Genomic DNA, 16500 nt, shown 5'->3' with positions numbered 1-16500 from the left:
CGTCGTGACGACGTTGAAAAGGAAACGGAAGCAACATCAACCCCCCTGTCGGATCACGTCCCGTGGCCTTAGCATCGCCATCCGTGGCTCACGTGATCCGTGTCACGCCGGGACCAGAGTGTCCCGCCGGGATCAGAGAGAGTCCATGGATCAGACGTCCGTCCCCACCACACCCGCACCACGAGGAGACTCCGTGGCCACCGATGCACCGCCGCCGTCGAAGGGCGGCGCAGACCCCACTCCCCACATGCCGACCACGGAGGAGTTCGTCCAGGAGCAGCAGAGCCCGGAGTTCGGTGAACTCCGCCGCGCCCACCGCTCCTTCGCCTTCCCGCTCACCATCGCCTTCATCCTCTGGTACCTGGTGTACGTGCTGCTCTCGAACAACGCGGGCGGCTTCATGGGCACCAAGGTGATCGGCAACATCAACGTCGCCCTGGTGCTCGGCCTCGCGCAGTTCCTGACCACGTTCCTCATCGCCTGGTGGTACTCCCGCCACGCGGCCACCAAGCTGGACCCCAAGGCCGAGGCGATCAAGTCCCGTATGGAGGGCGGCGCATGAGCCCCGCGCTGAACACCACAGTCCTGGCCGCGGGCGAGGCCAGCGAGCACCGGCCGCTGATCATCTCCCTGTTCGCCGTCTTCGTCGTCGCCACCCTCTTCATCACCGTCTGGGCGGGCCGGCAGACCAAGAGCGCCGCCGACTTCTACGCGGGCGGTCGCCAGTTCACCGGCTTCCAGAACGGCCTCGCGGTCTCCGGCGACTACATGTCGGCCGCGTCCTTCCTCGGCATCGCGGGCGCCATCGCCCTCTTCGGGTACGACGGCTTCCTGTACTCCATCGGCTTCCTGGTCGCCTGGCTGGTCGCCCTCCTGCTGGTCGCCGAGCCGCTGCGCAACTCCGGCCGCTACACGATGGGCGACGTGCTCGCCTACCGGATGCGCCAGCGCCCGGTGCGCACGGCCGCGGGCACCTCCACGATCATCGTGTCGATCTTCTACCTGCTGGCGCAGATGGCGGGCGCGGGCGTCCTCGTCTCGCTGCTGCTCGGCATCACCTCCGACGCGGGCAAGATCGGCATCGTCGCCCTGGTCGGCGTACTGATGATCGTCTACGTCACCATCGGCGGCATGAAGGGCACCACGTGGGTGCAGATGGTCAAGGCCGTGCTGCTCATCGCGGGCACCCTGCTGCTGACCTTCCTGGTGCTGCTGAAGTTCAACTTCAACGTCTCCGACCTGCTCGGCACGGCCGCCTCCAACAGCGGCCAGGGCACCAAGTTCCTCGAGCCCGGCCTCAAGTACGGCGCCACGTCCACCTCGAAGCTGGACTTCATCTCGCTCGGCATCGCCCTGGTCCTGGGCACCGCGGGCCTGCCGCACATCCTGATCCGCTTCTACACCGTGCCGACCGCCAAGGCCGCCCGTAAGTCCGTGAACTGGGCGATCGGCATCATCGGCGCCTTCTACCTGATGACGATCGCGCTCGGCTTCGGCGCCGCCGCGCTCATCAAGCCGGCCGAGATCATCGAGTCCAACCCGGCGGGCAATACGGCGGCACCACTCCTCGCCCTGCATCTGGGCGGCGTCGACTCCTCGTGGGGCGCGATCCTGCTGGCCACCATCTCGGCGGTCGCCTTCGCCACCATCCTCGCGGTGGTCGCCGGACTGACCCTCGCCTCGTCGTCGTCGTTCGCGCACGACATCTACGCCAACGTCATCAAGAAGGGCAAGGCCTCCGAGAAGGAGGAGATGAAGGCGGCCCGCTGGGCGACGGTCTTCATCGGCATCGTCTCCATCGCGCTCGGCGCGCTCGCCCGCGACCTGAACGTGGCCGGTCTGGTCGCGCTCGCCTTCGCGGTCGCCGCGTCCGCCAACCTGCCGACGATCCTCTACAGCCTCTTCTGGAAGCGCTTCACCACGCAGGGCGCGCTCTGGTCGATCTACGGCGGCCTCTTCACGGCGGTCTTCCTGGTGCTCTTCTCACCGGTGGTCTCCGGGAACCCGAAGACGTCGATGTTCAAGGGCGTCGACTTCCACTGGTTCCCGCTGGAGAACCCGGGCCTGATCTCCATCCCCGTGGGCTTCCTGCTCGGCTGGCTCGGCACGGTCCTGTCGAAGGAGGAGCCCGACAAGGGCAAGTACGCGGAGCTGGAGGTCCGGTCCCTCACGGGAACCGGAGCGCACTGATCCGCTGCTCTTACGCCTGAACCCGCACGTCAGAACAGCTGAACCCGCACGTCAGCGGCCGCGTCGGAGATCGTTTGGTAGATCTCTACGACGCGGCCGCGCCGCTCCTCGTGGGATCGGGCCCGCGTCGATGTCAGTCCCGTCACGTAGGCTCGGCAGTATCTGGACCGGAAGTGGCTGAACAGGATCAGGGAGGGGGCCCACGTGCTCATCGACACCTACGGCCGAGTGGCCACCGATCTGCGGGTCTCGCTGACCGACCGATGCAATCTTCGGTGTACGTACTGCATGCCCGAAGAAGGCCTGCAGTGGCTGGCCAAGCCGGATCTGCTGACCGACGACGAAATCGTCCGCCTGGTCCGCATCGCCGTCACACAGCTCGGCGTCACGGAAGTCCGCTTCACCGGCGGCGAGCCGCTGCTGCGCCCCGGCCTCGTCGGCATCGTCGAGCGCTGCGCCCAGCTGGAGCCGCGCCCCAAGATGTCCCTGACGACCAACGGCATCGGCCTCAAGCGCACGGCCAAGGCCCTCAAGGCAGCCGGCCTGGACCGGGTCAACGTCTCGCTGGACACCCTGCGCCCCGACGTCTTCAAGACCCTCACCCGCCGCGACCGCCACAAGGACGTGCTCGAAGGCCTCGAAGCGGCCCGCGACGCCGGCCTCACCCCGGTCAAGGTCAACACGGTCCTGATGCCGGGCCTGAACGACGACGAGGCCCCGGACCTGCTCGCCTGGGCGGTGGAGAACGAGTACGAGCTGCGCTTCATCGAGCAGATGCCGCTCGACGCCCAGCACGGCTGGAAGCGCGACGGAATGATCACCGCCGGTGACATCCTGCAGTCGCTGCGTACGCGCTTCGAGCTCACCGAGGAGGGCTCCGGCGAGCGCGGCTCGGCGCCGGCCGAGCGCTGGATCGTGGACGGCGGCCCGCATCGCGTCGGCGTCATCGCCTCCGTCACCCGCCCGTTCTGCTCCGCCTGCGACCGCACCCGGCTCACCGCCGACGGCCAGGTCCGCACCTGCCTGTTCGCCACCGAGGAGACGGACCTGCGCGGGGCGCTGCGTGCGCGCCCGGAGGACAGCGAGGACGGTTCGGACGAGGCCATCGCCCGCATCTGGAAGCTGGCGATGTGGGGCAAGAAGGCGGGCTCGGGCCTCGACGACCCGTCGTTCCTCCAGCCTGAGCGGCCGATGTCGGCGATCGGCGGCTAAGGGCAAAGACACTCAGTCTTGGCCTCCGGAGCGCCACGCGCGGTAGTATTTCCACCGTTGTGAACGGTTGTTCCGGTCACGACGAAGGGCCCCGACTCCTGCCAGAGTGAGGCCCTTCGCGCAGTAGTTCACGAGCCCGGTCGCCCATCACTCGACCGGGCTCGCTGCGTGTCGCAGCCCGATCGCGGCCGTCGTTCTCGTGGGTGGGGCGCCTACTGGACGAACTGCCCCACGCATCCGGTGATCGCTACGAGTAAGCCGAGCAGTCCGATGCTGACCTGCCACCTCTCGGCGCCGGTCCAGCGCTTGCGCGGCTTGTGCTGACGATCCTTCATGTGTTCACCGCCCTTCACCCTGAAAATGGCCGCACGGAACCACACACAGGGGTGGCTGGTGTGGGGTCCGCCGCTCCGACGGGGGATGCGGAGCGCGTGCCAAGTATCCCACGGGGGATTTGACACCGGGCACCGGAACAACGCTATTGATCTGAGCTTTTCTTGAGGTTGGCGTGTCAGGTCTGGCGCCCAACGGCCGCACAGGAAAAGGGAGTTGCCGGATTCCGCTCAGCTTTCGCCCGTGGCGTCGTCCCGCGACTCCCACTCCGCCAGCGCCACCACTTCCTTCAACATGCCGCGCACACCGAGGAATTGGGACAGATGCTCACGGTGTTCATCGCACGCGAGCCACGTCTTGCGGCGCTCGGGCGTGTGGATCTTCGGGTTGTTCCACGCCAGTACCCACACCGCGTCGACGCGGCAGCCCTTGGCGGAACAGATCGGTGATTCGTCGCTCACAGGTAACGTCCAAGTGCGTTCAAAACAAGGCGACGCCGAGCAGCCACGGGGGGAGCTGCCCGGCGTCGGTCTGTCGCTCCGACGGGGGATGCGGAGCGCGTACGAAGTATGTCATGGGGGACCCGGTGCCTGGGACCTGAAGTACATGATTGATCTGAGCTTTTCTTGAGCTTGGCGCAACGTCGACGGTCAGTTCTGGTGACCGGAAGGTGCTCCGGGTTCACCGGACGCCGGGCCCGCACCGGCTTCCGGGAACGATTCCGCGGGCCCGCTCGGCGCGGCCGGCGGAGCGATCATCGGCCGTGACGGCGCCGGTACGAAGGTCGACGGCAGCGACGGCGCGTTCTCCCGGCCCGCGTTGGCGATCACCACGGAGATGTACGGCAGGAGTATTCCGAGCACCAGTGCGACGAGGGCGACATGCCGCTCGACGTTCCACAGCACGGCGGCGGCAATGACCGAAAGAGTACGGATCGACATCGAGATCACGTACCGCCGCTGCCGGCCGCGCACATCCTCCGCGAGACCCTGCCTGGCCCCTGTGATCCGGAAGACCTGGGCGCCGCTCTGCTTCCGCATCACATTCCACCGCCTGCTCACAAGACGCCGGACTCTCCCCGGCCCGGACCTGCTCCACGTTACGCCGGGGCTGCGCAGGCTACGAGACCGGGTCCGGTCCGATATCGGCGTACTCGCTGCGCCGTGCCACGTATGGGGGTGCCCGACATGCGCCGTATGGCGGACAGGCCGACACTGACCGTAACGCTCATGTTGAGCCGTATGAGGAGGCAGCTATGGGCTGGTTGTGGGCCATCATCGTGGGGTTCGTGCTGGGGCTGATCGCCAAGGCGATCCTGCCCGGCAAACAGCACAGCCCGCTCTGGCTGACCACGATCTTCGGCATCATCGGCGCGATCATCGGCAACTCGCTTGCCGCCGCGTTCGGCATCGACGAGACCAGGGGCATCGACTGGGGGCGGCACGCCCTTCAGCTGGTCGCGGCGCTCGTCGTGGTGGGCGTCGGCGACATGGCGTACAAGATGATCAAGGGAAACAAACAGTCGGCCTAGCCACGCCGCGCGCACACCGAGAGGGCCGGCCCCGACGGACCGGCCCTCTCGGCACGCGTACGGACGATGCGGGTCAGCCCGCCACGACCTCGACCGCCGCCAGGTTCTTCTTGCCCCGGCGAAGGACCAGCCAGCGCCCGTGCAGCAGCTCGTCGCGGGACGGCACGGCGTCCTCGGCGGCCACCTTCACGTTGTTCACGTAGGCACCGCCCTCCTTGACCGTGCGCCGGGCCGCGGACTTGCTCGCCACCAGGCCGACCTCCGCGAAGAGGTCCACCACCGGGCCGAGCTCGGCCGTCTTGACGTGCGGCAGCTCGGAGAGGGCCGCGCCCAGCGTCGCCTCGTCGAGGTCGGCGAGCTCGCCCTGGCCGAAGAGCGCCTTCGACGCGGCGATCACCGCGGCGCACTGGTCGGCGCCGTGCACCAGCGTCGTCAGCTCCTCGGCGAGCGCGCGCTGCGCGGCGCGCGCCTGCGGACGCTCCTCCGTCTGCTTCTCGATCTCCTCCAGCTCCTCGCGGGACTTGAAGGACAGGATGCGCATGTACGTCGAGATGTCCCGGTCGTCCACGTTCAGCCAGAACTGGTAGAACGCGTACGGCGTCGTCATCTCCGGGTCGAGCCAGACGGCGCCGCCCTCGGTCTTGCCGAACTTGGTGCCGTCCGCCTTGACCATCAGCGGCGTCGCGAGCGCGTGCACCGTCGCGTCCGGCTCCAGGCGGTGGATCAGGTCGATGCCGGCCGTGAGGTTGCCCCACTGGTCGGATCCGCCCTGCTGGAGCGTGCAGCCGTGGCGGCGGTACAGCTCCAGGAAGTCCATGCCCTGAAGGAGCTGGTAGCTGAACTCCGTGTACGAGATGCCCTCCTGGGACTCCAGGCGGCGGGCCACGGAGTCCTTGGTCAGCATCTTGTTCACGCGGAAGTGCTTGCCGATGTCGCGCAGGAACTCGATCGCGGAGAGGCCCGCGGTCCAGTCCAGGTTGTTGACCATCGTCGCGGCGTTCTCGCCCTCGAAGGACAGGAACGGCTCGATCTGCGCCCGCAGCCGGGCCACCCAGTTCGCGACCGTCTCCGGGTCGTTCAGGGTGCGCTCGGCGGTCGGCCGCGGGTCGCCGATCTGACCCGTGGCGCCGCCCACCAGGGCCAGCGGGCGGTGGCCCGCCTGCTGGAGCCGGCGCACGGTGAGGACCTGCACGAGGTGCCCCACGTGCAGGCTCGCCGCGGTCGGGTCGAATCCGCAATAGAACGTGACGGGGCCGTCCGCGAGCGCCTTGCGCAGTGCATCTTCGTCCGTGGACAGGGAGAAGAGTCCCCGCCACTTCAGCTCGTCGACGATGTCCGTCACGGTCCTGTGTCTCCTTGAACGGTTTCTGGCCGGTACCGGATCTGGCCGGTACGGGTTGGCACCGGCCAGTCTATGGGCGTCACACGCCCTGGCTGACCGAGCTCATGTTGAAGTCGGGGATGCGCAGGGCCGGCATCGCCGCTCTGGTGAACCAGTCGCCCCACTCCCTGGGCAGCGTCTTTTCCGTGCGCCCGGCCTCCGTGGCGCGGGAGAGCAGGTCGACCGGCGACTCGTTGAAGCGGAAGTTGTTCACCTCGCCCACGACCTCGCCGTTCTCCACGAGATAGACGCCGTCCCTGGTGAGCCCGGTGAGCAGCAACGTGGCGGGGTCGACCTCGCGGATGTACCAGAGGCAGGTGAGAAGGAGGCCGCGCCCGGTGGCGGCGACCATCTCCTCCAGGGAGCGGTCGGAGCCGCCGTCCAGGATGAGGTTGTCGATGGCCGGGGCCAGCGGCAGGCCGGTCAGGGCCGCGCTGTGCCGGGTGCTGGTCAGATGCGTCAGCTCGCCCCCGCGCACCCAGTCGGTGGCGGCCAGCGGCAGCCCGTTGTCGAAGACGGAGGAGTCCCCGCCGGAGGCGTGCGCGAGCACGAACGGGGCGGACTCCAGGCCCGGCTCGTTCGGGTCGCTGCGCAGGGTCAGCGGCAGCTCGGCCAGCTTGTCGCCGACGCGGGTGCCGCCGCCCGGCTTGGAGAACACCGTGCGGCCCTCGGCGGCGTCGCGCGCCGACGCCGACCACAGCTGGTAGATCAGCAGGTCGGCCACGGCGGTCGGCGGAAGCACGGTCTCGTACCGTCCGGCGGGCAGCTCGACACGCCGCTTGGCCCACCCCAGGCGCTGCGCGAGCTCCGCGTCGAGCGCCGCCGGGTCGACGTCCTTGAAGTCCCGCGTGGACCGCCCCGCCCACGCGGACTTCGTGCGGTCCGGGGACTTGGCGTTGAGTTCGAGGGTCCCGTTGGGCTGGTCGTGGCGCAGGCGGAGCCCCGTCGACGTACCGAGATAGCTCGACACGAGTTCGTGGTTCGCGAAGCCGTACAGCTCGCGTCCGCCCGCGCGGGCCCTGGCGAAGGCCTCGCCGAGCGCGGGCGCGAAGTCGGCGAAGACCGCGGAGGACGTCTCGGCGGGCGCGTCCCTGAAGTGCGCGGACTCGTTGGCGCCGGCGGCCCCGACGACCAGCGGCTGCGCGTCCTCGGCGGGCCCGGCCCCGCGCGCGGCATGCTCGGCGGCCCGGACGAGCGGCTCCAGCTCGTCCGTGGTCACGGCCGAGCGCGAGACGACTCCGGAGGCGGTGCCCTCCTTGCCGTCGACGGTCGCGATGACGGTGAGGGTGCGGCCGCGGGTGACGCCGTTGGTGGTCAGGGCGTTGCCCGCCCAGCGCAGATTGGCGGTCGACTCCTCGTCGGCGATGACGACGCAGCCGTCGGCGGAGGAGAGTTCGAGGGCGCGCTCGACGATCTCGTGCGGCTTGTTCGTACGAGAGCTCATCGACCCGCCTCCTGCGTGGTGTTCAGAATGTTCACGCCCCGGAACAGGGCGGACGGGCAGCCGTGCGAGACCGCGGCGACCTGGCCCGGCTGGGCCTTGCCGCAGTTGAAGGCGCCACCGAGTACGTACGTCTGCGGACCGCCGACCGCCGCCATCGACCCCCAGAAGTCGGTGGTCGTCGCCTGGTACGCGACATCGCGGAGCTGTCCGGTGATGCGGCCGTTCTCGATGCGGTAGAAGCGCTGTCCGGTGAACTGGAAGTTGTACCTCTGCATGTCGATGGACCACGACCGGTCGCCGACGACATAGATCCCGCGGTCGACGCCGCCGATCAGATCCTCCGTCGAGAGCCCGCCCGGATCGGGCTGGAGCGACACGTTCGCCATCCGCTGCACCGGCACATGGCCGGGGGAGTCCGCGTAGGCGCAGCCGTTGGAGCGCTCGAAGCCGGTGAGTCTCGCGATGCGCCGGTCCAGCTGGTAGCCGACCAGCGTGCCGTCCTTGACCAGGTCCCAGGACTGCGCGGCCACGCCCTCGTCGTCGTACCCGATGGTCGCGAGACCGTGTTCGGCGGTCCTGTCGCCCGTCACGTTCATCAGCGAGGAGCCGTAGGCGAGCTTGCCGAGCTGGTCGAAGGTGGCGAAGGAGGTGCCCGCGTACGCCGCCTCGTAGCCGAGCGCGCGGTCCAGCTCGGTGGCGTGGCCGATGGACTCGTGGATCGTCAGCCAGAGGTTCGAGGGGTCGACGACCAGGTCGTACGAGCCTGCCTCGACGCTCGGGGCCCGCATCTTCTCGGCCAACTGTTCCGGGATGCGCTCCAGTTCGGCGCCCCAGTCCCAGCCCGTCCCTGTCAGATACTCCCAGCCGCGGCCGACCGGCGGCGCGATGGTCCGCATCGAGTCGAACTCGCCGCTGCTGTCGTCCACCGCGACGGCGGTGAGCTGCGGGTGCAGGCGGACCCGCTGCTGCGTCGTCACCGTCCCCGCCGTGTCCGCGTAGAACTTGTTCTCGTGGACGGTGAGCAGCGAGGCGTCGACGTGCGAGACCCCGTCGGCGGCAAGGAGACGGGAGCTCCACTCGGCGAGCAGCCCGCTCTTCTCCTCGTCCGGCACGGAGAACGGGTCGATCTCGTACGAGGAGATCCAGGTCTGGTCCGCGTGCACGGGCTCGGCGGCCAGCTCCACCCGCTCGTCGGACCCCGCAGCCTTGATGACCTGCGCCGACAGCTTCGCCATCGCCACGGCCTGGGACGCGACCTTCGCCGCCGCGTCCATCGTCAGGTCCACGCCGGAGGCGAAGCCCCAGGTCCCGCCGTGCACCACCCGCACCGCGTACCCCAGGTCAGTGGTGTCCGACGAACCGGACGGCTTGGCGTCCCGCAGCCGCCAGGACGCGCTGCGCACCCGCTCGAAGCGGAAGTCCGCGTGATCCGCGCCGAGGGCGCGTGCGCGGGCAAGGGCGGCGTCCGCCAGAGCCCGCAGCGGCAGCGCCGTGAAGGCCGCGTCGATGGAATGAGGCACGGAATGTCTCCCTGCTGTCGGCACCGGTCAGGTCAGAATCATGTCGCGCGCGAGGGCCCATGGGCCACAGTTTTCTGTAGGGACCCGACAGTGACTCCGGTGAGCCACTGTCGGTCACCGATTCTCCGTATGGAGCACCGTACCGATAGGTTCTCGAAGTACCAGACCGCTATCGAAAGGGTGATCCGTTGAGCCGCTCGGTTCTCGTCACCGGAGGAAACCGGGGCATCGGCCTCGCCATCGCCCGCGTCTTCGCCGACGCCGGCGACAAGGTCGCGATCACCTACCGCTCGGGTGAGCCGCCCCAGACCCTCACGGAGCTCGGCGTCCTCGCCGTCAAGTGCGACATCACTGACGCCGAGCAGGTGGAGCAGGCCTACAAGGAGATCGAGGAGAAGCACGGCCCGGTGGAGATCCTGGTGGCGAACGCCGGGATCACCAAGGACCAGCTCCTCATGCGCATGTCCGAGGAGGACTTCACGTCCGTCCTCGACACCAACCTCACCGGCACCTTCCGTGTCGTGAAGCGAGCCAACCGCGGCATGCTGCGCGCCAAGAAGGGCCGCGTCGTGCTGATCTCCTCCGTCGTCGGCCTGATGGGCGGTCCGGGGCAGGCGAACTACGCCGCCTCCAAGGCCGGTCTGGTCGGCTTCGCGCGCTCGCTGGCCCGTGAGCTCGGTTCGCGCAACCTCACTTTCAACGTCGTGGCGCCCGGCTTCGTCGACACCGACATGACCAAGGCCCTGACGGACGAGCAGCGGTCGAACATCATGGCGCAGGTGCCGCTCGGCCGTTACGCGCAGCCCGAGGAGATCGCCGCCGCGGTGAAGTTCCTCGCCTCGGACGACGCCTCGTACATCACTGGAGCCGTCATCCCCGTTGACGGCGGATTGGGCATGGGTCACTGATCACCATGAGCGGAATTCTCGACGGCAAGAAGATCCTGATCACGGGCGTCCTGATGGAGTCCTCCATCGCGTTCCACGCGGCCAAGATCGCGCAGGAGCAGGGCGCCGAGGTCATCCTGACGGCCTTCCCGCGCCCCACGCTCACCGAGCGCATCGCCAAGAAGCTGCCCAAGCCGGCCAAGGTCATCGAGCTCGACGTGACCAACCAGGAGCACCTGGACCGCCTGGAGGGCGTCGTCCGCGAGGAGCTCGGCAGCCTGGACGGCGTCGTCCACTCCATCGGCTTCGCCCCGCAGGACGCGCTCGGCGGCAACTTCCTGAATACGCCCTTCGAGTCGGTCTCCACGGCCATGCACGTCTCGGCGTTCTCCCTGAAGTCGCTCGCCATGGCCTGCCGCCCGCTGATGAACGACGGCGCCTCGATCGTCGGCCTCACCTTCGACGCGCAGTTCGCCTGGCCGCAGTACGACTGGATGGGCCCGGCCAAGGCCGCCCTGGAGGCCACCTCGCGCTACCTCGGGCGTGACCTCGGCAAGGACAACATCCGCTGCAACCTCATCTCGGCGGGCCCGATCGGCTCGATGGCCGCGAAGTCCATCCCGGGCTTCGGCGAGCTGGCCGAGGTGTGGAACACCCGCTCCCCGCTGGCGTGGGACATGGCCGACCCGGAGCCCGCGGGCCGCGGCATCGTCGCGCTGCTCTCGGACTTCTTCCCGAAGACCACGGGCGAGATCGTCCACGTCGACGGCGGCGTGCACATGATGGGTGCCTGACCGGCTCTTCTGTACGTCGTGGACGCCCCGTCCCCCGCATCGCGCGGGAGGCGGGGCGTCCCCCGTTCGGCCCACCGGCCGGGCGGCGACGGTGCCGAGCCGCACACCCTGAGGTGTGCGCCTGTCACCTCCCGCGGTGCTCGCCGCCCTCAGCCTGCTGCTCGCCCTTCCGAACGGCGCCGAACCCCGGCCGTTCGGCTCGGAGTGCCGCACCTCCGTCGACGGTTCGAACGCCGTCGCGTACTGCCACAACCCGTACCCGGAGACCGACCGGATCCGGCTGCACGTGGAGTGCGACCGGTGGTGGGACATCGACAGCGACGGCGAACTCGCCGAGGCGGGGCCCGCCGAGACGGTACGGCTGACCGGCCGGTGCTGGAAGGAGATCAGGTCGGTCTGGGTCAGCCATCAGAGATGAGGCTCAGGCGCGGTCGCGGCGCTGCTCCAGGCGCTCGGGGCGGCACAGGAAGGGATAGCCGGCCGCCTCCTTCGCCGCCGCCTCCTCGTCGCCCTCGCGGATCGCGTCGACGAGCCGGGCATGGTCCATGTGGCTCTCCGGAGTCAGCTCCTCGCCCACGTCCTCGCGCAGCCAGTCCCGCAGCACCTCGCCGAGGTCCGCGTACATCGCCATCATCACGTCGTTGTGCGACGCGGCCACGACCGCCAGGTGGAAAGTGGCGTCGGCCGTCACGAAGGCCTCCGCCTCACCGGACGCCCAGGCCTCCTCACGGCGCTTCAGGAGGGCGTCCAGCTGCTTCAGGTCGCGTTCCGTGCGCCGCCGCGCCGCCAGCTTCGCCGCGCTCGACTCCAGGGTGCTGCGCAGCTCCGCGATGTGCCGGGGCTCCGCGTCGGCGAACCTGCGCTGCATGACGCCCGCGAGTTCACTCGTCGCGACCACATAGGTGCCCGAGCCCTGCCGGATGTCGAGCAGGCCGTTGTGCGCGAGGGCGCGAACGGCCTCCCGGACCGTGTTGCGGGCCACGCCCAGCTGCTCGACCAGCTCGGGCTCGGTGGGGATGCGGGAGCCCACCGGCCACTCTCCCGAGGAGATCTGACTGCGCAGCTCGGCGATGACCTGCTCGGAGAGCGCTGAGCGGCGAGGGGTGGTCAGCGGCATGACGTTCCTTCGTACGCGGGATGACGGATGGGCCGGGGCCTGACATTACGGGTGCTGTGACGGAATCGATTGGACAGCCAATCATCCCATGATTCTATGATGGCCCCATGGCTAGTGAGGAATCCAGGACGATGACGGCCGCGCCGACCCCGGCACGGACACCGACGCACACCGACGCGGCGGACGGCACCACGGGCGGTGCCGCGGCGAAACAGCCCCCCACGCGCGCGTGGGCGACGACTTTCGTCACCGTCGGCATCATCCTGGCCGCCCTCAACCTGCGCCCGGCCATCACCAGCCTCGGCGCCCTCCTCGAAGAGGTCCGCGTGGGGCTCGGCATGAGCGGCTCGCTCGCCGGACTGCTCACCTCCGTGCCGCCGCTCTGCTTCGCGATCTTCGGGGTCATGGCCCCGCGGTTCGCCCGCCGCTTCGGTCCCAGCGCGGTGGTGTGCGCGGGCATGGCCGCGATCGCCGCGGGCCTGGTGATCCGCCCCTTCCTGGGCGGCACCGCCGGCTTCCTCGCGGCGACCGCGTTCGCCCTCATGGGCATCGCGGTCAGCAACGTCCTGATGCCGGTCATCGTCAAGCGCTGGTTCCCCGAGAAGGTCGGCTCGATGACCGGCCTGTACTCGATGGCGCTGGCCCTCGGCACCTCGACCGCCGCCGCCGTCACGGTGCCCATGACCGACGCGCTGGGCGGCAGTTGGCGCACCGGCCTCGCCGTGTGGGCGGTGCTCGCGGTCGTCGCCGTCGTGCCGTGGCTGCCGCTGGTGCGCGACCGGGGCGCGTCCTCCGAGCAGGTCCCGGCCGCCGTGCAGCGCGAGGACGCGGAGCTCCGCATCACCCGCAGCCGTACGGCATGGGCGCTCGCCTGCTTCTTCGGGCTCCAGGCCACCGCCGCGTACATCACGATGGGCTGGATGCCGCAGATCTTCCGTGACGCGGGCGTTCCCGCGGGGGAGGCGGGCGTGCTCCTCGCCGTCACCATGGCGATGGGCGTCCCGCTGGCCTTCGTCATCCCGAGGGTCGCCACGCGGCTGCCCAACCAGGGTCCCGTGGTGGTCGTCCTCGGCGTGTGCGGTCTCGCCGGGTACGCCGGTCTCTACCTCGCCCCGGCGGGCGGTGCCTGGGTCTGGGCGCTGCTGCTCGGCGTCTCCAACTGCTCCTTCCCGCTGGCCCTGACGATGGTCGGCATGCGGGCCAAGAGCAGCGCGGGCGTCGCCAAGCTCTCCGCCTTCGCGCAGAGCACGGGCTATCTCATCTCCATCCCGGGACCGCTCCTGGTGGGCGTCCTCTACCAGCACAGCGGCGGCTGGGAGCTGCCGATCGTGCTCATGGCCGCCCTGATGGTGCCGCAGATCGTGGTGGGCGTCCTGGCGGGCCGCAACCGCACGATCGAGGACGAGGTCGCAGCGGCGGCCTGACCCCGGACGCTGCGCCCCGGTCGCGGCGCCCCGGACCGCTCCGTACGCCGTCGGCCGACCCCGGCGGCGTACGGCCGGACAAAGGGTGCGAGACTGTCGCCATGCCAGTGCTTGACCCGAACCCCCAGAACGGCCAGAAGAAGTTCCTCTTCGTGCTCGGCGCGATGCTGGCCATCACCGTGATCATCGGGATCGTCGCCTCCGTCGCCTCGCCGTGAACTGCCCCCGGCGGGGCGGATGGTGGGGTTAGCACCACCATCCCCTAGGGGGCCAGTATCAGGGTCAAGTGGGTGGATCACCGGATGTGCTGAGGGTCGCTGAGTCCGTACCTTCGAGTTGTGGCCGCGAAGACGCGGCGCGGAGCACTCGAAGACCACGGAGGCGGCATGTCGGCCCGATCGCACACCCGGCGCGACCTGGAAGCCCCCAAGGACTCCGCGAGCGTCGAGATCCAGCTCCCCTGGTGGGCCATCGCCCTCCCGGCCATAGCCTTCGCGGCCCTGCTCCTGCTGATCCTCAACCCGGCGGACGCGCACGCCGCGAGCGGTGAGCCCATGGTGACCCACCTCCTCGAGCGCATCCAGGAGACGGTCTTCGGTTCGGCCCCGTGACCGGCTCCCGGCGGACGCAGTCACCCTTGCCGGGGGAGCGCGTCAACTCCCTGCGCCCGGCCGCGCGTTTCATGCGAAGCTGGGACGCATGAGCGTCGCAGAACCCCGCAGGATTGTCCTTTTCCGGCATGCCAAGGCCGATTGGCCGGACGTCGACGACCACGAGCGTCCGCTCGCGGAGCGCGGTCGCAAGGACGCGCCCGTCGCCGGACGCAAGCTCGCCGACAGCGGCATCGCCTTCGATCTGGCCCTCTGCTCGACCGCCGCCAGGACCCGCGAGACATGGAAGCTCGCCGTCTCTGAGCTGCCCCAGCGGCCGCGGACCGTCTACGAGGATCGGCTCTACGAAGCCTCTCCGGGTGAGCTGATCGCCGTACTGAACGAAACCCCGGACGACGTGCGGGACGTGATCCTGATCGGCCACAACCCCGGAGTCCAGGGCCTGGCCGACATCCTCGCGGGTGAGGACGAGGGTGACGCCCAGGCGCGGATGCGCCGCCGCGGCTTCCCGACCTCCGCCTTCGCCGTCCTGACGTACACGGGATCGTGGAAGGCCCTGGAGCCGGGCGTCGGCACCCTCGTCGACTACTGGACACCTTCCGACTGACCCACACCTTCCGTACGACGAAGGGGCCCGGTACCGCGGTGGTACGGGCCCCTTCGTCCTTCGTCCTGCATTCGGCGGTGGTCGTGCCGATACCGCCGGACGGTCAGTCGGCGTGCGTGTCCGCCGCCTCGACCTCTTCGCGGGTGATGCCGAGGAGGTAGAGCACGGTGTCCAGGAAGGGCACGTTCACCGCGGTGTGCGCGGCCTCGCGGACGACGGGCTTGGCGTTGAACGCGACGCCGAGACCGGCCGCGTTCAGCATGTCGAGGTCGTTGGCGCCGTCGCCGATCGCGACGGTCTGCTCCTGCGGGACCCCGGCCTCCGCGGCGAACCGGCGAAGCAGCCGGGCCTTGCCCGCGCGGTCGACGATCTCGCCGGTCACCTTGCCGGTGAGCTTTCCGTCGACGATCTCCAGGGTGTTGGCCTGGGCGAAGTCGAGGCCGAGACGTTCCTTCAGGTCGTCCGTGACCTGGGTGAACCCGCCGGACACGACGCCCACTTGGTAGCCGAGGCGCTTCAGCGTACGGATGAGGGTGCGGGCGCCGGGGGTGAGCCGGACCTCGGAGCGGACCTTGTCGACGACCGAGGCGTCCAGGCCCGCGAGGAGCGCGACGCGGGCGTGCAGCGACTGCTCGAAGTCCAGCTCGCCGCGCATCGCGGCGGCCGTCACCTCGGCGACCTCGTCCTCGCAGCCGGCGTGCGCGGCGAAGAGTTCGATGACCTCGTCCTGGATGAGCGTCGAGTCGACGTCCATCACGACCAGACGCTGGGCCCGGCGGTGCAGGCCCGCCGACACGACCGCGACGTCCACGCCGAGCCGCGCGGCCTCTATGGCGAGGGCCGTGCGCAGCGGCTCGGTCTCGGTGCCGGAGACGGCGAACTCCACCGCCGTGACGGGGTACTTGGCGAGCCGGAAGATACGGTCGATGTTGCCGCCGACGGCCGTGATGCTGGCGGCGATCGCGGCGGTGGACTCCGCAGTGAGCGGGTGTCCGAGGACGGTCACATGGGAACGGCCGAGGCCGCGGGGGCGGTTGTCGCCGATGCCGGAGATGATCTCCGCCTGCATCTTGAGCGACTCGGCCCAGCTGTGCACGGTGGCCCGCAGGTCGCCCTCCATGCCGGCCGGCGGCTCGGTCACGAGCGCGCACAGCACGATGCGGCCACGGGTGACGACCTGCTCGATGTCGACGACGTCGACGGAGTAGGCGGCGAGAGTGTCGAAGAGGCCGGCGGTGAGGCCGGGACGGTCCTTGCCGAAGATCTTGACGAGGAGCGTCGGGGTGTCGGCGAGGGGGGTCTCTGGGGGCTGCGAAGCGCTCATGGTGATCCCCACCGTATCCGCAGTCCGCGGCGGCCCGCGGGGGTGGTCCGCGTGCCGGACACGTGGCACCTCGCCGGTGGGGCGCGGGTCCTCGTCTGCAGGCCCGGCAGCGCAGGGCGCGCCGG

General features: G+C 69.7%; 19 protein-coding genes. 11 read left to right on the top strand and 8 right to left on the bottom strand.

Annotation, left to right across the window (positions count from 1 at the left end; genetic code table 11):
• Nucleotides 1-193: 193 nt before the first annotated feature.
• The 3 genes from ACIBKX_RS00175 to moaA all read left to right on the top strand — a co-directional run bounded on the left by ACIBKX_RS00175 (nucleotide 194) and on the right by moaA (nucleotide 3402).
• Nucleotides 194-562 carry a DUF485 domain-containing protein gene (locus ACIBKX_RS00175; RefSeq protein ID WP_363275308.1) on the top strand — a complete coding sequence of 123 codons (369 nt, stop codon included), beginning with the start codon at nucleotides 194-196 and terminating at the stop codon, nucleotides 560-562.
• Nucleotides 559-2190, top strand: a complete 1632-nt coding sequence (locus ACIBKX_RS00170) for a cation acetate symporter (protein ID WP_363275307.1) — start codon at nucleotides 559-561, stop codon at nucleotides 2188-2190. The genes ACIBKX_RS00175 and ACIBKX_RS00170 overlap by 4 nt, the downstream gene beginning before the upstream one ends.
• A 204-nt stretch (nucleotides 2191-2394) precedes the next feature.
• A complete protein-coding gene (gene moaA, locus ACIBKX_RS00165) occupies nucleotides 2395-3402 on the top strand; it encodes a GTP 3',8-cyclase MoaA (protein WP_363275306.1) in 1008 nt (335 codons plus the stop codon).
• Between the two features lie 212 nt (nucleotides 3403-3614).
• Here the strand turns inward: moaA and ACIBKX_RS00160 are convergent, their stop codons facing one another.
• The 3 genes from ACIBKX_RS00160 to ACIBKX_RS00150 form a co-directional block, all read right to left on the bottom strand.
• Nucleotides 3615-3737 carry a hypothetical protein gene (locus ACIBKX_RS00160; protein ID WP_363275305.1) on the bottom strand — a complete coding sequence of 41 codons (123 nt, stop codon included), beginning with the start codon at nucleotides 3735-3737 and terminating at the stop codon, nucleotides 3615-3617.
• A gap of 228 nt (nucleotides 3738-3965) precedes the next feature.
• Nucleotides 3966-4196: a hypothetical protein gene (locus tag ACIBKX_RS00155; protein ID WP_363275304.1), complete on the bottom strand. Its 231-nt coding sequence runs from the start codon at nucleotides 4194-4196 to the stop codon at nucleotides 3966-3968.
• A 189-nt stretch (nucleotides 4197-4385) separates the two neighbouring features.
• The gene (locus tag ACIBKX_RS00150; protein WP_363275303.1) at nucleotides 4386-4775 is read right to left on the bottom strand and encodes a DUF3099 domain-containing protein; all 390 of its coding nucleotides are present in this window, start codon (nucleotides 4773-4775) and stop codon (nucleotides 4386-4388) included.
• A gap of 215 nt (nucleotides 4776-4990) precedes the next feature.
• Between ACIBKX_RS00150 and ACIBKX_RS00145 the strand changes: the two genes are divergently transcribed.
• On the top strand, nucleotides 4991-5266 hold the full coding sequence (locus ACIBKX_RS00145; RefSeq protein WP_363275302.1) for a GlsB/YeaQ/YmgE family stress response membrane protein: 276 nt from the start codon (nucleotides 4991-4993) through the stop codon (nucleotides 5264-5266).
• A gap of 73 nt (nucleotides 5267-5339) precedes the next feature.
• On the opposite strand, the gene tyrS is transcribed toward ACIBKX_RS00145, so the two are convergent.
• From tyrS to ACIBKX_RS00130, 3 genes are all read right to left on the bottom strand, one after another.
• Nucleotides 5340-6608 carry a tyrosine--tRNA ligase gene (tyrS, locus tag ACIBKX_RS00140; RefSeq protein WP_363275301.1) on the bottom strand — a complete coding sequence of 423 codons (1269 nt, stop codon included), beginning with the start codon at nucleotides 6606-6608 and terminating at the stop codon, nucleotides 5340-5342.
• 79 nt (nucleotides 6609-6687) lie between these two features.
• A complete protein-coding gene (locus ACIBKX_RS00135; protein WP_363275300.1) occupies nucleotides 6688-8091 on the bottom strand; it encodes a TldD/PmbA family protein in 1404 nt (467 codons plus the stop codon).
• Nucleotides 8088-9611 carry a TldD/PmbA family protein gene (locus tag ACIBKX_RS00130; RefSeq protein WP_363275299.1) on the bottom strand — a complete coding sequence of 508 codons (1524 nt, stop codon included), beginning with the start codon at nucleotides 9609-9611 and terminating at the stop codon, nucleotides 8088-8090. The genes ACIBKX_RS00135 and ACIBKX_RS00130 overlap by 4 nt, the downstream gene beginning before the upstream one ends.
• Before the next feature lie 188 nt (nucleotides 9612-9799).
• On the opposite strand from ACIBKX_RS00130, the gene fabG reads away from it, so the two are divergent.
• From fabG to ACIBKX_RS00115, 3 genes are all read left to right on the top strand, one after another.
• On the top strand, nucleotides 9800-10519 hold the full coding sequence (gene fabG, locus ACIBKX_RS00125; protein ID WP_363275298.1) for a 3-oxoacyl-[acyl-carrier-protein] reductase: 720 nt from the start codon (nucleotides 9800-9802) through the stop codon (nucleotides 10517-10519).
• Between the two features lie 5 nt (nucleotides 10520-10524).
• Nucleotides 10525-11292: an enoyl-ACP reductase FabI gene (gene fabI / locus ACIBKX_RS00120; protein ID WP_363275297.1), complete on the top strand. Its 768-nt coding sequence runs from the start codon at nucleotides 10525-10527 to the stop codon at nucleotides 11290-11292.
• Between the two features lie 115 nt (nucleotides 11293-11407).
• Nucleotides 11408-11710 carry a hypothetical protein gene (locus ACIBKX_RS00115; protein ID WP_363275295.1) on the top strand — a complete coding sequence of 101 codons (303 nt, stop codon included), beginning with the start codon at nucleotides 11408-11410 and terminating at the stop codon, nucleotides 11708-11710.
• Nucleotides 11711-11713: 3 nt separating this feature from the next.
• On the opposite strand, the gene ACIBKX_RS00110 is transcribed toward ACIBKX_RS00115, so the two are convergent.
• The gene (locus ACIBKX_RS00110; RefSeq protein WP_363275293.1) at nucleotides 11714-12409 is read right to left on the bottom strand and encodes a FadR/GntR family transcriptional regulator; all 696 of its coding nucleotides are present in this window, start codon (nucleotides 12407-12409) and stop codon (nucleotides 11714-11716) included.
• A 107-nt stretch (nucleotides 12410-12516) separates the two neighbouring features.
• On the opposite strand from ACIBKX_RS00110, the gene ACIBKX_RS00105 reads away from it, so the two are divergent.
• The 4 genes from ACIBKX_RS00105 (at nucleotide 12517) to ACIBKX_RS00090 (ending at nucleotide 15051) form a co-directional block, all read left to right on the top strand.
• Nucleotides 12517-13833 carry an MFS transporter gene (locus ACIBKX_RS00105; RefSeq protein ID WP_363275291.1) on the top strand — a complete coding sequence of 439 codons (1317 nt, stop codon included), beginning with the start codon at nucleotides 12517-12519 and terminating at the stop codon, nucleotides 13831-13833.
• A 101-nt stretch (nucleotides 13834-13934) separates the two neighbouring features.
• Nucleotides 13935-14051, top strand: a complete 117-nt coding sequence (locus ACIBKX_RS00100; protein ID WP_363275290.1) for an SGM_5486 family transporter-associated protein — start codon at nucleotides 13935-13937, stop codon at nucleotides 14049-14051.
• A 168-nt stretch (nucleotides 14052-14219) separates the two neighbouring features.
• Nucleotides 14220-14444, top strand: coding sequence for a hypothetical protein (locus ACIBKX_RS00095; RefSeq protein WP_363275409.1), 225 nt, complete (start codon nucleotides 14220-14222; stop codon nucleotides 14442-14444).
• 88 nt (nucleotides 14445-14532) lie between these two features.
• A complete protein-coding gene (locus ACIBKX_RS00090; RefSeq protein ID WP_363275289.1) occupies nucleotides 14533-15051 on the top strand; it encodes a histidine phosphatase family protein in 519 nt (172 codons plus the stop codon).
• A gap of 103 nt (nucleotides 15052-15154) precedes the next feature.
• Here the strand turns inward: ACIBKX_RS00090 and serB are convergent, their stop codons facing one another.
• Nucleotides 15155-16375 (bottom strand): phosphoserine phosphatase SerB, encoded by a 1221-nt coding sequence (gene serB / locus ACIBKX_RS00085; RefSeq protein ID WP_363275288.1) that lies wholly within the window; start codon nucleotides 16373-16375, stop codon nucleotides 15155-15157.
• Nucleotides 16376-16500 lie beyond the last annotated feature (125 nt).

Source organism: Streptomyces sp. NPDC050658 (assembly GCF_044457025.1).
In the GTDB taxonomy this organism is placed as follows: Bacteria; Actinomycetota; Actinomycetes; order Streptomycetales; family Streptomycetaceae; genus Streptomyces.
This window is presented reverse-complemented; position numbering and strand designations above follow the sequence as displayed.